Raw genomic sequence first — 14,834 nt, forward strand, 5'->3', positions numbered from 1 at the left:
GATTAATCATCATGAGATAGCCCTCAAAGAAAACACCCGGCGGACCGGGTGTCTGAATACTGGCTGGATCATGCGGCGCCATCAGGCCCCGCATTTTCACTCAATTAAGCGGCTGGAGTAGCGGCTTTTTTGGCAGCTTTGTGGTGTTTTTTAGCGGCCTGAGCTTTCTGCACTGGCGCTTTGTGGTGTTTTTTAGCAGCCTGGGCTTTCTGCACTGGTGCTTTGTGGTGTTTTTTAGCAGCCTGGGCTTTCTGAGCTGGCGCTTGTTTGGTGGCTTTGTGGTGCTTTTTAGCAGCCTGAGCTTTCTGAACAGCGGCTTTTTTGTGGTGTTTTTTAGCGGCCTGAGCTTTCTGAGCTGGGGCTTTTTTGTGGTGTTTCGCTTTCTTGTGATGCGTTGCTTTAGCTGGTGCTTTCTCAGCAGCAGCAGCGGCCGGCGCAGCGGTAGTAGTGGTGGTGGTTGCAGCCGGAGTGGTCGTTGCTGGAGCAGCAGCTGCAGTATCAGCAGCGAAAGCAACAGAAGACAGACCCATGGTAGCAGCAACGATCAGGGCTAATACTTTTTTCATCTTTAAATCCTCAGAGTGTTTTTCGGTAAGCCCTGTTGGGCCGTTGAAACAGATACTAGAGGAATCGATGAGCCGCTTCCGTGAGTGATTGGTTTCGCCGCGTAACCAAATGTACAAGCGGTAACGCGAGCAATGAGCCCCCATCCGCGTGCGGTTTTTTCCGTGATCGCCAACACAGTTTGAAAAAGGGTCTACACTTAATAGACATGTGTCGAAACGGAGAGTCGAATGTTTAGGAAATCTGAAAAAGTAGAACGCGACATCGATCAGGACGTCACCCTTCTGGCAGACACGCTGGATGAGGTGCTACGCGAATCCGGTGACAAGACCAAAGAGGAACTGAGAGAGCTGCACAGCAAGGCAAAAGGCGTATTACGCGATGCCCGTGCCCGCTTCAATGGTTCCAACAGTCTGACACAACACGCACGCGACGCCGTCGATCAAGCCGACAGCTATGTACGTGACAAACCTTGGCAGGGCGTAGGGATCGGGGCCGCTGTTGGCATCGTCCTCGGCGTTCTGTTGGCCCGGCGTTAACACCCCTTGCAGTCATAAAGATAAAACAGATGTGCGTCTGGCCCACGGTTTCCCGTGGGCCGTTTAATTTCCGCCGTTGAATAACCTGGCCAGTCTGGCCACCGCCCGTTCAGCATCCGTCCGCTGCGTGAAGTTGGCAAAGCCCATTAACAGCCCCTCTCCTGAAGGGTGAGTTATCTGCCAATCCGACAACGCCTGTAGCGACAGCCCTTCCTCCCAGCCGCGCTGCGCCAGACGCTTATCCTGCCCCGACGACGTTGTCAGGCGAGCCAACAACTGAATGCCGCCCGCCTGCGATGCCACCGCAAGATGCCGGCTCAACTGTTGCTCGATCGCCTGCGCCAACCATTCACGCCGCTGACGATAGATAGGCCGCATTCGCTTCAAATGGCGGTAAAAATGCCCCTGATTGATAAAATCTGCCACGCTGGCTTGCATCAACGGCGGGCAACCGCAGCCCCGCAGCCGGCTGCTGTGGCTAAAGGCCTCCACCAGTTCGGCAGGCACCACCAAATAAGCCATCCGCAACGCAGGAAACAGGGTTTTGCTGAAGGTGCCGGCGTACAGTACCCGTCCCTGACGATCGAGGCTTTTCAGCGGCGGCAGCGGCCGGCCGTGATAACGGACCTCACTGTCATAGTCATCTTCAAGGATCCACGCCGCGCGCTGCTGCGCCCATTCCAACAGCGCCACACGCCTGGCCAGGCTGAGCGACACGCCCAGCGGGCTTTGATGCGTCGGCGTCAACACCGCCATGCGTGCGCCTGGCGCGGCGCTAATACCGGCGGTGATATCCATCCCCTGATCGTCAACCGGCACCGCCACTGGCCGCATGCCGGCGGCGCGAAACAGCGGCAGCGTCACCGGATACCCCGGATCCTCCAGCCACACGTCATCACCCGGTGTTAACAAGGTGCCGATAACCCGATCCAACAACGCCTGATAACCGGCGCAAACGAAGACCTGCTCCGGCCGGCAGTTGATGCCCCGAGAAAGATGCAAATAATTGGCGATGGCCGCACGCAGTTCCGGCAGGCCATTGGTAGGCGGATGCGCCAGCGATGCCGTGGTACCGGTACGCAGCTGGCGAGCGACAATTCGCTGCCACAGCGCGCGCGGAAAGGCGTCCAGCGCCGGTAGCCCCAGTTGAAACGGCGGCATCATTCCGTTCGGATGCAGCGAGTTCGGTACCACCGCCGGCAAGGGTTCCGCCACCGGCGCGGCGCGCACCGGCAGGTTAGGTAGCTGCGGTGAAACATAGGTGCCCGCCTGCCCCCGGCTCTGCAAAAAACCTTCGGCAATCAGCTGAGCATAGGCGCTTTCCACGGTGGCACGCGCGACGCCCAGATCGCTCGCCAACCCACGCACCGCAGGCAGCCGGCTGCCCGCAGTCAGCGCCCCTTGCGCAATAGCGTCTTTAATACGCAGATAAATCTGCCGGTACAGCGGCTCGGCAAGCTGGTTATCCAGCCGCAGGGAGGAAAGAAATTGGCGCATCATGGCCCGGTTAAATAATCATTTTATGGCCCTATAGCATAGTCCATGTCGCCGCTAAAGTAGCCCCCATGATTTTGCTATCCGCTAACCGAGGTTGACCATGATTAAGCAACGATTGAAATACGCCGAACTCTCTGCCGCTCCCTACAAAGGCCTGGTAAGCGCGCTGATGGCGCTGGAGAAAGGCGCACTGGACAAGGCGACTATTGAGCTGATGTTTATGCGCGTCTCCCAAATCAACGGCTGCGCCTTCTGCCTGGAGATGCACGGCAAGGCGCTGCGCGAGAGCGGCATCAGTAACGACAAATTGGACCAACTGGCGGGCTGGCACGTCAGCAATGCATTTAGCGAGCGCGAACGCGCTGCGTTGGAGTGGGCGGAGTCCGTGACCCTGATCGCCACTACCGGCGCGCCGGATAGCGCATTTGAGGCGTTGCAGACGCACTTCAGCGACGCAGAAATTGCCGATCTGACCTTCGCTATCAGCATCATGAACGCCTTTAACCGTTTGGCCGTCAGCATGCGTCAGTAACCAGACTGCACTTCCCCTCTCCTTGCGAGAGGGTTCTCCCCCCTCGAAATAAATTTCACGCCCCCAGATCCAGCCCCACTGCGGCCTTAACGAAAAAATCATCAAAACACTATATATAGCGTGGTTGATAAATAAAATATCAACATATAGTATTCAGTTTATCCAGTGTCGGTATGATTTGTCGCTGGGTAACGCCGTCAGAAACGCCGTCCAATGCTCCGTTATCTGACCTGTCCGCCTTTCCTTCACTCCAAAAGGTAAATGCGAATCATGAGCATTATTATTTACAGTAAACCGGACTGTGTCCAATGCAACGCCACCTATCGCGCCTTTGATCGACAAGGCATTGACTATCAGGTGATCGACCTCACTCAGGATCAACAGGCGCTTAGCCATGTTAAATCTCTGGGTTATCAGCAAGTTCCGGTGATTATCGCCGGTGACGATCACTGGTCAGGTTTCCGGCCCGACAAGATTGGCGCCCTGGCTCACGCCCTCGCGTCCTGAGGCCCGCCATGCACCCGTTGGTTTATTTCTCCAGCAGTTCGGAGAACACCCACAGGTTCGTTGAAAAACTGGGCTTGCCGGCGATGCGCATTCCCATCGCCGGCGCCCGCAGCAAATTGCTGATGGAAGAACCCTATATCCTGATTGTGCCCAGCTATGGCGGCGGCAGCGCCGTGGGGGCCGTGCCGATCCAGGTGATCCGTTTTCTCAACGATCCGCAGAATCGCTCATACCTGCGCGGCGTTATCGCCGCCGGGAATACCAACTTCGGCGCAGCGTACGGCATTGCCGGCGACATCATCGCCAAAAAATGTCAGGTGCCTTTTCTTTATCGCTTTGAGCTGCTCGGCACCACGCAAGACGTTGCAAACGTTCGACAGGGAGTAACCGCATTTTGGCAACGACAGAACTGACCAGACCCGCCAGCGGCGCGCTGGATTACCATTCGCTCAACGCAATGCTCAATCTTTATGATGCCGAAGGCCGTATCCAGTTCGATAAGGATCGGCTGGCGGCGCGGCACTATTTCCTGCAGCACGTGAATCAGAACACCGTGTTCTTTCACAATCTGGAAGAGAAGCTGCGTTATCTGGTGGAGGAAGGCTATTACGAGCAGGCGGTGCTGGCGCAGTACGACTTCAGCTTTATCAAACAGCTGTTCCAGCAGGCCTACGCCAAAAAATTCCGCTTCGAGACCTTCCTCGGCGCCTTCAAGTACTACACCAGCTATACGCTGAAAACCTTCGACGGCAAACGTTATCTGGAACGTTACGAAGACCGCGTATGCATGGTGGCGTTGACGCTGGCTGCGGGGGATACCCGGCTTGCGCAGGAACTGGTGGAAGAGATGATTTCCGGCCGTTTCCAGCCGGCGACGCCAACCTTCCTCAACTGCGGCAAACAGCAGCGTGGCGAGCTGGTTTCCTGCTTCCTGTTGCGTATCGAAGACAATATGGAGTCGATCGGCCGGGCGGTGAATTCCGCGCTGCAATTGTCGAAACGCGGCGGCGGTGTGGCGTTTCTGCTGACCAACATTCGCGAAGTGGGCGCCCCCATCAAGCGCATTGAAAACCAGTCTTCCGGCGTCATCCCGATCATGAAAATGCTCGAGGACGCCTTTTCCTACGCCAACCAGTTGGGTGCGCGTCAGGGAGCCGGCGCGGTGTATCTCAATGCGCACCACCCCGACATCCTGCGTTTCCTCGATACCAAGCGCGAAAACGCCGACGAGAAAATCCGCATCAAGACGCTGTCGCTGGGGGTGGTGATCCCGGATATCACCTTCGAGCTGGCCAAAAACAACGAAGAGATGTACCTGTTCTCGCCTTACGACGTTGAGCAGGTATATGGCGTGCCGTTTTCGGAAATCAGCATTAGCGAAAAATACCGCGAGATGGTGGATGACAAGCGCATCCGCAAATCGCGCATCAATGCCCGCGAGTTCTTCCAGGTGCTGGCGGAGATCCAGTTTGAATCCGGCTACCCGTACATGATGTTCGAAGATACGGTCAACCGCGAGAACCCGATCGCCGGGCGCATCAACATGAGCAACCTGTGTTCGGAAATTTTACAGGTCAACCGCGCTAGCACTTATCACGATGACCTGAGCTACGATCGGGTGGGCAAGGACATCTCCTGCAACCTCGGTTCGCTGAACATCGCAAAAACCATGGATGCGCCGGACTTCGGCAAAGCGGTCGACACCGCCATTCGCGCGCTGACCGCCGTGGCCGACATGAGCGATATTCGCTCGGTGCCGTCGATCGCCGAAGGCAACCGCAGCTCGCACGCCATTGGCCTGGGCCAGATGAACCTGCACGGCTATCTGGCGCGTGAACGTATCTTCTACGGCTCGGAAGAAGGCATCGACTTCACCAATATCTATTTCTATACCGTGGCTTACCACGCCATCCGCGCCTCAAACCGGTTGGCGATCGAGCGCGGCAGCGCGTTCGAAGGCTTCGAGCATTCCACCTACGCTTCCGGCGACTACTTCACCAAATATACCGAACGGGAATGGCTGCCGCGGACCGAACGGGTTCGCACGCTGTTCGCCGATGCCAATATCGCCATCCCAGGCCATGAAGAGTGGCTAGCGCTGCGCCAGTCGGTGATGATGCACGGGTTGTATAACCAAAATCTGCAGGCGGTACCGCCGACCGGCTCCATTTCCTATATCAACAATTCGACCTCCAGCATTCACCCGATCGTGTCGCGCATCGAGATCCGCAAAGAGGGAAAAATTGGCCGCGTGTACTATCCGGCACCCTATATGACCAACGACAACCTGGAGTATTACCAGGATGCCTATGACATTGGTCCGGAAAAGATTATCGACACCTACGCCGCCGCCGGACAGCACGTCGATCAGGGGCTGTCGCTGACGCTGTTCTTCCGCGATACCGCCACCACCCGCGATATCAACCGGGCGCAGATTTACGCCTGGCGTCAGGGTATCAAAACCATTTACTACATCCGCCTGCGCCAAATGGCGCTGGAAGGCACCGAGGTGCAGGGCTGCGTGTCCTGCGCGCTGTGAGGCAACTTATGACTATCGTTAAACCGGCGCCGCTGGTGCGCGCCATCAACTGGAATAGCATCGAAGACGATAAGGATCTGGAAGTCTGGAACCGTCTGACCTCCAACTTCTGGCTACCGGAGAAGGTACCGCTGTCGAACGACATCCCTTCCTGGGCCACGCTGACGCCGAAAGAACAACAGCTGACCATCCGCGTGTTCACCGGGCTGACGCTGCTGGACACTATTCAAAATACCGTCGGCGCGCCGGCACTGATCGCCGATGCTTTGACGCCGCACGAAGAGGCGGTCTATTCGAACATCGGCTTTATGGAGGCGGTGCACGCCCGCTCTTACAGTTCGATTTTCTCCACCCTGTGCCAAACGCCGGACGTGGACGATGCTTACCGCTGGAGCGAGGAGAACCGCGCGCTGCAAAAAAAAGCCCACATCATTCTGGCCCACTACCGCAGCGACGATCCGCTGCTGAAGAAGGTCGCCAGCGTGTTTCTGGAATCCTTCCTGTTCTATTCGGGCTTTTATCTGCCGATGTACTGGTCGAGCCGCGCCAAACTGACCAACACCGCCGATTTGATCCGCCTGATCATTCGCGACGAAGCGGTGCACGGCTATTACATCGGCTATAAATTCCAGAAAGGGCTGGAGAAAGTTGACGCCACGCGCCGCCAGCAGGTGAAAAATTTCGCCTTCGATTTGCTGCAGGATCTGTACGACAACGAGGTGCGCTATACCGAGGAGCTGTATGACGGCGTGGGCTGGACGGAAGAGGTGAAAACCTTCCTGCACTACAACGCCAACAAGGCGCTGATGAACCTGGGCTATGAAGCGCTGTTTCCACCGGCGATGGCGGAGGTCAATCCGGCCATTCTCTCGGCGCTGTCGCCTAACGCCGATGAGAACCACGATTTCTTCTCCGGCTCCGGTTCGTCTTACGTGATTGGCAAAGCGGTCAATACCGAGGATGAAGATTGGGATTTCTGAGGGGCACGCAGCGGCGAGTCACTTCGCCCCTGTAGTACTCCCCTGTGAGCGGGTGCTGCATACAGCGCCCCTACTCTTCATCATGGCGAAACATCTCCGCGCGCAGCCGGAGGCGTTGCCAGATGGCGCGTTTCTCCTCGTCGTTGGCGGTTGGCCAGGCGGCGATTTCATCCAGCGTACGCCAACAGCCCCGACACCACTGCTTATCGGCATCGATCCGACAAAGGGCGATGCAGGGCGAGCGAACGCCGTCGTCACCTGAGTTATTGTTACCCGCCATAAAACACTCCCCCACTAAATTTGCCCGCCACAGGATACCCGATCCGGCAACGGGAAACCGCGAACTTTGCGCAGGATCAGATGATGCCGCCGTTGGCACGCAGGGTTTGACCGTTGACCCAACTGCCGTCGGCACCGGCCAGGAAAGATACCGCTGCGGCGATATCCTGCGGTTGGCCCAGGCGTTCCAGCGGCGCCATCTGCGCCAGACGCTCGATCAGATCCGGAGTTTTGCCATCCAGGAACAGGCTGGTGGCGGTCGGCCCAGGCGCAATCGCATTGACGGTAATGTTGCGGCCACGCAGCTCTTTCGCCAATACGCTGGTCAGCGCTTCGACGGCGGCTTTGCTGGCGGCGTACATGCCGTAACCCGGCTGCAACAACCCCACCACGCTGGATGAAAAGTTAATGATGCGCCCATTGTCACGCAAACGCTTTGCCGCTTCGCGCAGCGTGTTGAAGGTGCCTTTCAGGTTGATGTCGATAAGGCGATCAGCGTCGGCGTCGCTCATTTCCGCCACAGGCGCCAGAGCAATCACTCCGGCGTTATTCACCAGGATATCGACGCCGCCAAAGGCTTGTTCGGCGCGGTCAAACAGTTGGGCGACAGCAGCTGCATCGCTGACGTCCGCTTTGGCGCTCAGCGCACGGCCGCCGTTTTGTTCAATTTTACGCACCAACTCATCGGCCAATGCCTGGTTGCCCGAATAGTTGACGATTACGGTAAAGCCGTCGGCGGCAAGGCGTTCAGCAATGGCAGCGCCAATGCCGCGAGAGGCCCCGGTCACAATGGCGATTTGCGGGTTGCTGTTGTTCATAGTCTCAGTCCTCTTCGGGTAAGCGTCGGCAGGCTTGCCGGCGTAGAGTGATAATGCACCTTTCGTACCAGCGAATAATTACCTAAAATTCGTTATCACTATCCGAAATAAACGAACAATGACGATGGACAGAATTGATGCCATGCGCCTGTTCACCCGCGTGGTGGAACAGCGCAGTTTTACTCAAGCCGCACAGGATATGAACCTGCCGCGTTCGACGGTGACCGATGCCATCAAACAGCTGGAGGCGCGGTTACAGGTGCGACTGTTGCAGCGCACCACGCGCCATGTCAGCCCGACGCTGGATGGCGAAGCCTACTATCAGCGTTGCCTGATCATTCTGGCGGATATCGAAGATGCCGAGATGGCGTTCGCCGGTGCCAAGCCGCGCGGGCTGTTGCGCATCGATGTGCATGGCACGCTGGCTCGGCACTTTCTGCTGCCGGGCCTGCCCGATTTTTTGGCACAGTACCCGGGTATCGAATTTTACATGAGCGAAGGCGACAGACTGGTGGATCCTGTGCGGGAAGGCATCGACTGCGTGGTGCGCGTCGGCAAGCTGAAAGACAGCGATATGGCGGCGCGCCGCTTGGGGGAGTTGGAAGAAGTCACCTGCGCCGCACCGGAATACCTGCGGCGCTTCGGTACGCCGTTAAACATTGATCAACTTCAGGGGCACCGCATGGTCGGGTTCCGTTCCTCGGCTACCGGCGCAGTGATACCGCTGGAGTTTAACGTCAACGGCCTGCCGCAACAGGTGACATTGCCCAGTACGGTGTCGGTCAGTGCAGCGGAAAGCCTGGTCGCGGCAGCGCGCATGGGGCTGGGCATTATTCAGGTGCCGCGTTATCACCTGCTTGACGATTTGACCAACGGCAGCCTGCTGCCGCTGCTGCCGCAATGCCCCTCCACACCCATGCCGGTTTCGCTGCTGTACCCGCGCAACCGTCAACTGTCGCCACGGGTGAGGGTCTTTATCGACTGGTTCAGCAAGGTTTTTGCCGCACACAATCAATAACAAGCCGCCTGTTCGGCGGCCTGAGGGCTACAAAGCGCCGTAATCCAACGGCACCCAGCTGTAGCCTTCCCCCTCTTTGTTCAGGTAACCCAGCCCAGGGAACGACAGATGCGCGGCTCCGACCAGCTCACTTTGTCGGGCGCTGTCGCCAAACACCCGCAGTCGTTGCGCGACCGCCGCTTTGGCGTCACTGTCGAAACTGATCGCCACCTGCGGATGGGCAAACTGTACTGCGGCCACGTGGATCAAATCGCCCATCAACAACAGCTTTTTACCCTGGCTGGTCACCTGATAAACGCTGTGGCCCGGCGTATGGCCGTGGGTAGCGAATGCGGCAATGCCCGGCGACAGCTCACCGTCGTTGCTGAAGGGTTTGAAATGCCCGGCGGCCTGATAGGGCTTGATCGCCGCTATCGCGTTTTCAAAGTTGGCCTTATCTTGCGCCTTCGCCTGCTTCAGGTGGCTTTCGCTCAGCCAAAAATCGGCATCCTGCTGTGGAGCGCGCACCAGGGCATTCGGGAAGCGCGCACGGCCATTTTCCGTCAGCCCGCCCAAATGATCCGGATGCATATGGGTCAGATAAATTTCATCTATCTGTTCCGGCTGATAGCCTGCCGCCCGAAGATGAGTCACCAGTTGATCCAGACTGTCACCCAGCAGCTTACCGGCTCCGGCGTCGATCATGACAAGCTTGCTGCCGGTGTTGATCAGATAGGCATTGACCGAGGTGACCACCGGCAGGCTCTGATGATGTTCAGCCAAGCCCTCGGCAATTTGTTGCGGCGTGCTGTTGAGCAGCAGTTTATCCACCGGCAAACGGATCACGCCATCAGACAAAACAGTGACCTCATAACTGCCCAGCATGATGCGGTAAAAACCCGGTGAAGGTGTTTTTACCTGCGGTGCGGCGGCCGTAGCCTGCAACGCCATAACTGCCAATGCCGCACCTAACAGGTAGCGTTTCCAGAACATGATGACTCCTTGTTGTGATTAGACAGCGGTAAGTATTAACCCAAAACCGCCGACGCGCCTGCACAATAAATAAATTTAAATTATATCAGTTTAAAAATTATATTTAATTTGAATGCTTTTGTCTGAAACGCCACACAACCCCAATCAATATTTAATAAAACGCGAACCCGTTATTTTCTTTACTCACCCAAACAACGAGTAAGGAATTATTATGAAATATCAATTTGAAAATCTGGTGTTCGAAGGCGGCGGCGTAAAAGGTATCGCCTATGGCGGCGTTTTGGAACTGTTGGAAGCCAAAGGCATTATGCCGCAGATCAAAAAAACCTCCGGGGCTTCGGCCGGTGCAATCGCTGCACTGCTGGTGGGGCTGGGTTGCAGCGCCGCTGATGTCACAAAAATTCTGTCCGACATGGATTTCAAGAAATTCCTCGATTATAACGGCGGTATTTTTGGCTCTATCTACGATGCACATCGGCTGTTTAATCAATATGGCATTGCCCCTGGTGATTACTTTTACTCCTGGTCGCGCAATATTATCAAACGATATACCGGAAATGCGGATATTACTTTTGAGCGATTTGAAGCATTGAAAGAAACAAAAGGATTTAAATCCCTCTATTTTATTGGCGCAAATTTAAACAGCGGGCTGCGCGAGGTGTATTCCCATCAAACAACGCCGCGCATGAAGGTGGCAGATGGATTGCGGATCTCCATGTCATTCCCCTTTGCCTTTGTCGCTAAAAACAATCAGCTGGGCGATCTGTGTATCGATGGCGGCACAATCGATAATTATCCGGTACGGATGTTCGATTACGACTTCACCGCATCGCCGCCCTATATCGATGTCACCACGCAACAGATCAATACCCGAACCCTGGGTATTCGTCTGGACTCCGCCAACGAAATCGCACAGGCGGCGGGCCAATCGGTCAATAAAACCGCCATCAATAACCTGTGCGATTTCACCCTGGCGGTGGTTAACACCCTGCTGGATATTCAGACCAAAGTGCATCTGGACAGCGACGACTGGAAGCGGACCGTTTATGTAGACACCCTTGACGTCGGCACGCTGGATTTCGCCATCAGCGAAGCCAAAAAACGCGCGCTGATTGAATCCGGCCGCCAGGGCGTGGAACGCTATTTCGCCTGGTATGACGCGGCCGTCAAACAGGCGGCGTAACCGGTCATCCCCCGCCCGCTCGGCCTGAGCGCCGAACGGGCAAAAAAATCCCCGCGGGGGCGGGGAAAGGCAAAGAAATGCTAAGGTCTTATTAGTTGTTATGAGAAAAATTTCGCCAGTACCAACAGGGAGAGCGAGACGTTAATCGCACCGCCGATACGGGTTGCAATCTGGGCGAACGGCATCAGCGACATGCGGTTGCCGGCGGTAAGAATAGCGACATCACCGGTGCCGCCCTGCCCACTCTGACAGCAGGAGACAATCGCCACATCAATGGGATGCATACCAATTTTCTTGCCGACGAAGAAGCCGGTCGCCACCAGCGCGCAGACGGTACTGACAATCACCACCAGATTCTGAAGGGTGAAGGCGTTCACCAACTCCTGCCACGGGGTGATTGCCACGCCAACGGCAAACAGGATCGGGTAGGTCACTGCGGTGCGGAAGAACTTATATACCACCTGCGAACCTTCCTGAATGCGTGGTGACACGCCGTGCGCCAGCTTCACCGCCACGGCGGCAAACAGCATGCCGACCGGCGCGGGCAGGCCAATCATGCGGTGCAGCAACATCCCCACCATGTACAGCAAAATAGCCAACAACGCGCCGCAGGCAAGGGTGCTGACGTCTACCTTGCCGCTGATTTTATCCACGGCGGACATGTCGCTGTCACCTTGCTTGCTTGGCATCAGGCTGCCTTCGCCAGTCAGATGCGGATAGCGTTTGCCGAGTTGGTTGAGCAAGCCGGCAAGGATAATGGCGGTCAGGCTACCGAGCATGACGATCGGCAGAATACGGCCCAACGCCACGCCCTGCTCCATATGCAGGATCGCCGCGTACCCCATCGACAGCGGTATCGCGCCTTCGCCGACGCCACCGGCCATGATCGGCAGGATCAGGAAGAAGAAGATCTGGAACGGTTCCAGCCCAAGCGCCATGCCGACCGCCATCCCCACCAGCATGCCGACAATCTCACCGCACAGCATGGGCGCGAAGATTCGCAGGAAACCCTGAATCAGCACCTGACGGTTCATGCTCATAATGCTGCCGACGATAATGCAGCAGATATAGAGATAAAGAATATTGGTCGACTTATAGAATTTGGTGGTCGATTCCACCACTACGTCCGGCAGCAGACCGTAATGCACCAATGCGGAAGGGATAAAGGTGGCGCAGATCGCCGCAGCCCCCATTTTGCCGATCAGCGGCAGACGTTTACCAAACTCGCCGCAGGCAAAACCAAAGAAAGCCAGCGTGGCGACCATCACTACGATATCGCTCGGTAATTTTCCTTCCAGGCAATCCAGTAAAATAAGCACGCCGGCCAGAATAAAGAACGGTAACGGAATAATCCCTACTTTGTAATTGTCCAGTATGTGCCACCATTTTTCTCTCAGCGGTATTTCAGCCGTTTTGTCTTTGGCGACGAGGTAAGAATCATCTGTTGTGCTCATAATCTGGCCTCTTATTAGTTTGTTCAGCCATCATAGAGAAACGCACGGCTTAACTGCTGTGATTGTGTTCAAAATAAAAAAGGGTTTTTAATGGTGGTTATGGTTTCTATGGAGTTAATAATGATTATGTAAAATATAGCGTGGTTTTAATGGCGTTAATGCTATTTTTTATTTAAAATTTATCCGTTTTATAGTAGCCATTGAATAGCGATACCCGGTAAGCATAATCCCGTGTCTGCGATCACAACTTGATCGGACGCAATATTACATTAACCCCGACTCATGATAGGGTAAGCGCTCAGGAACTCTCACGGTGAACCCCAGCCATGCGCGTAAAACTCTCATTTCAAATCAAGCTGTTCCTGTGCCTGGTCGCCTTCTCCTGTCTGCTGCTGACGTTGATTGGCGCTTACACCTACCATCAGTTGGATGCCCAGTTGCACCGTGACCTTGGCGCGCGAGCACAGGTGCAGGCACGGGAAATAGCTCTGATCCCCTCCCTGATCAGCGCCGTGGAAAAAAACGACCCTGAGCAAGTCGCCGCGCTGATGAAGAAAATACGCGCCAGCAGCGATGCCAGTTATATTGTCATCGGCGATAATCGCGCCCGACATCTTTACCATTCAGAATACGCCGATCGCTTAGGTACCCCGATGGTCGGTGGCGATAATAAAGAAGTATTGGCAGGGAAAAGCATTATTTCGTTCCGCAAAGGCGGCATCGGTATTTCATTACGCAGCAAAGCGCCGATACTGGATGAAAATAATCACGTCATCGGCATTGTTTCGGTTGGCTATCTGAAGTCACATATCGATAATTTGAATGCCAGAACCCTGACGCAGATCGTCGGTTCCATTGTGCTGTTGTTAATCGCCCTGTTTATTTTTTCCTGGCTGTTATCGAAAAATTTAAAACGCCAAATGTTCTGGCTCGAGCCCAAAGAAATTGCGTTGCTGGTGCGCCAGCAAAAGGCTCTGCTGGAAGCGATCTACGAAGGCGTTATTGCCGTCGATCCCCAGTTGCAGATCATTACCATCAACCACGCGGCGCGTGAACTGCTGGACCTGCGGCAACCCGCCAGCACCCTGATGGGCCGTGAAATCGGCGAAGTGATCCAGTCGCAGCCAGACTTCTTCGGCGCGTCGCAACTGGGGCACGACACGCACGATGAGGTTTGCCGCTTCAACCACGTGCGCGTGATCGCCAGCCGGGTACGCATCATGCAAGAAGAGGTGCTGCAAGGCTGGGTGATCAGTTTCCGCGACAAAAATGACATCAATACCCTGAGCAGCCAGCTAAGCCAGGTAAAGCGCTACGCCGATAACCTGCGCATCATGCGCCATGAACAACTGAACTGGACCGCCACCCTCGCCGGGCTGCTGCATATGCAGCGTTACGACGAGGCAATCCGTTATGTGGAGGCTCAGTCGGAAGGCGCGCAAGAGATCCTCGACTTTATCTCGCAGCGCTTCAGCTCGGCCGCATTGTGCGGCTTGCTACTGGGCAAATACTCCAGCGCAAAGGAAAAAGGCGTCGAGCTGCGCTTTGATCCCGCCTGCCAGTTGCGTCAAATCCCGGCGGCACTGAATGAAACCGAACTGATGTCGATCATCGGTAATTTGCTGGATAATGCAGTAGAGGCTACGCTGCATTGCGATGCGCCGCACGAAGCGGTAGAACTCTATATCAGCGACAGCAGCAATGAGCTGGTGATTGAAGTGGCCGACCGCGGCACCGGCATTGCTGCCGAGGTGCGCGATACGCTGTTTGAACAGGGCGTCACCACCAAAGATGACAAAGGTGACCACGGTATCGGCCTGCACCTGGTCGCCAGCCACGTAGCGCAGGCACACGGTAGCATTGAAGTGTCGAACAACGATCCGCACGGCGCCATATTTTCCTTGTTTATCCCCTATGAATTTCAGGCCGCAAGCAACAATGCCGAGGTTTGA

General features: G+C 55.8%; 15 protein-coding genes. 9 read left to right on the forward strand and 6 right to left on the reverse strand.

Annotated elements, in window-relative coordinates; all coding sequences use genetic code 11:
• Nucleotides 1-104 precede the first annotated feature (104 nt).
• Nucleotides 105-566, reverse strand: a complete 462-nt coding sequence (asr, locus tag JEM67_RS21740) for an acid resistance repetitive basic protein Asr (protein ID WP_071990173.1) — start codon at nt 564-566, stop codon at nt 105-107.
• A 228-nt stretch (nt 567-794) separates the two neighbouring features.
• On the opposite strand from asr, the gene JEM67_RS21745 reads away from it, so the two are divergent.
• Nucleotides 795-1,103 carry a DUF883 family protein gene (locus JEM67_RS21745; protein ID WP_013814218.1) on the forward strand — a complete coding sequence of 103 codons (309 nt, stop codon included), beginning with the start codon at nt 795-797 and terminating at the stop codon, nt 1,101-1,103.
• 63 nt (nt 1,104-1,166) lie between these two features.
• On the opposite strand, the gene JEM67_RS21750 is transcribed toward JEM67_RS21745, so the two are convergent.
• Nucleotides 1,167-2,603: a PLP-dependent aminotransferase family protein gene (locus tag JEM67_RS21750; RefSeq protein ID WP_199636718.1), complete on the reverse strand. Its 1,437-nt coding sequence runs from the start codon at nt 2,601-2,603 to the stop codon at nt 1,167-1,169.
• Nucleotides 2,604-2,700: 97 nt separating this feature from the next.
• Between JEM67_RS21750 and JEM67_RS21755 the strand changes: the two genes are divergently transcribed.
• From JEM67_RS21755 to nrdF, 5 genes are all read left to right on the forward strand, one after another.
• Nucleotides 2,701-3,132, forward strand: a complete 432-nt coding sequence (locus JEM67_RS21755) for a carboxymuconolactone decarboxylase family protein (protein WP_199636709.1) — start codon at nt 2,701-2,703, stop codon at nt 3,130-3,132.
• Nucleotides 3,133-3,402: 270 nt separating this feature from the next.
• Nucleotides 3,403-3,639 (forward strand): glutaredoxin-like protein NrdH, encoded by a 237-nt coding sequence (gene nrdH, locus JEM67_RS21760; protein WP_199636708.1) that lies wholly within the window; start codon nt 3,403-3,405, stop codon nt 3,637-3,639.
• An 8-nt stretch (nt 3,640-3,647) separates the two neighbouring features.
• Nucleotides 3,648-4,052 (forward strand): class Ib ribonucleoside-diphosphate reductase assembly flavoprotein NrdI, encoded by a 405-nt coding sequence (gene nrdI, locus JEM67_RS21765; RefSeq protein WP_004953744.1) that lies wholly within the window; start codon nt 3,648-3,650, stop codon nt 4,050-4,052.
• Nucleotides 4,034-6,178, forward strand: a complete 2,145-nt coding sequence (gene nrdE / locus JEM67_RS21770; protein ID WP_199636707.1) for a class 1b ribonucleoside-diphosphate reductase subunit alpha — start codon at nt 4,034-4,036, stop codon at nt 6,176-6,178. The genes nrdI and nrdE overlap by 19 nt, the downstream gene beginning before the upstream one ends.
• A gap of 8 nt (nt 6,179-6,186) precedes the next feature.
• Complete coding sequence (gene nrdF / locus JEM67_RS21775) at nt 6,187-7,158, forward strand: class 1b ribonucleoside-diphosphate reductase subunit beta (protein WP_199636706.1); 972 nt, start codon at nt 6,187-6,189, stop codon at nt 7,156-7,158.
• A gap of 70 nt (nt 7,159-7,228) precedes the next feature.
• Here the strand turns inward: nrdF and JEM67_RS21780 are convergent, their stop codons facing one another.
• Together JEM67_RS21780 and JEM67_RS21785 are read right to left on the reverse strand one after the other, a co-directional pair.
• Nucleotides 7,229-7,438, reverse strand: coding sequence for a DUF1289 domain-containing protein (locus JEM67_RS21780; RefSeq protein ID WP_199636705.1), 210 nt, complete (start codon nt 7,436-7,438; stop codon nt 7,229-7,231).
• A gap of 76 nt (nt 7,439-7,514) precedes the next feature.
• Complete coding sequence (locus JEM67_RS21785) at nt 7,515-8,255, reverse strand: SDR family oxidoreductase (RefSeq protein WP_006327455.1); 741 nt, start codon at nt 8,253-8,255, stop codon at nt 7,515-7,517.
• 124 nt (nt 8,256-8,379) lie between these two features.
• On the opposite strand from JEM67_RS21785, the gene JEM67_RS21790 reads away from it, so the two are divergent.
• Nucleotides 8,380-9,273 carry a LysR family transcriptional regulator gene (locus JEM67_RS21790; RefSeq protein ID WP_199636704.1) on the forward strand — a complete coding sequence of 298 codons (894 nt, stop codon included), beginning with the start codon at nt 8,380-8,382 and terminating at the stop codon, nt 9,271-9,273.
• A gap of 27 nt (nt 9,274-9,300) precedes the next feature.
• Here the strand turns inward: JEM67_RS21790 and JEM67_RS21795 are convergent, their stop codons facing one another.
• Nucleotides 9,301-10,245 (reverse strand): MBL fold metallo-hydrolase, encoded by a 945-nt coding sequence (locus tag JEM67_RS21795; RefSeq protein ID WP_199636703.1) that lies wholly within the window; start codon nt 10,243-10,245, stop codon nt 9,301-9,303.
• A gap of 211 nt (nt 10,246-10,456) precedes the next feature.
• Between JEM67_RS21795 and JEM67_RS21800 the strand changes: the two genes are divergently transcribed.
• A complete protein-coding gene (locus JEM67_RS21800; protein ID WP_199636702.1) occupies nt 10,457-11,428 on the forward strand; it encodes a patatin-like phospholipase family protein in 972 nt (323 codons plus the stop codon).
• Nucleotides 11,429-11,526: 98 nt separating this feature from the next.
• On the opposite strand, the gene JEM67_RS21805 is transcribed toward JEM67_RS21800, so the two are convergent.
• Entirely contained in the window at nt 11,527-12,882 is a 1,356-nt protein-coding gene (locus JEM67_RS21805) for a 2-hydroxycarboxylate transporter family protein (protein ID WP_063197525.1), read from the reverse strand.
• Between the two features lie 326 nt (nt 12,883-13,208).
• On the opposite strand from JEM67_RS21805, the gene JEM67_RS21810 reads away from it, so the two are divergent.
• On the forward strand, nt 13,209-14,834 hold the full coding sequence (locus tag JEM67_RS21810; protein ID WP_199636701.1) for an ATP-binding protein: 1,626 nt from the start codon (nt 13,209-13,211) through the stop codon (nt 14,832-14,834).

Source organism: Serratia sp. PAMC26656, from assembly GCF_016469055.2.
Classification (GTDB): Bacteria; Pseudomonadota; Gammaproteobacteria; order Enterobacterales; family Enterobacteriaceae; genus Serratia; species Serratia plymuthica.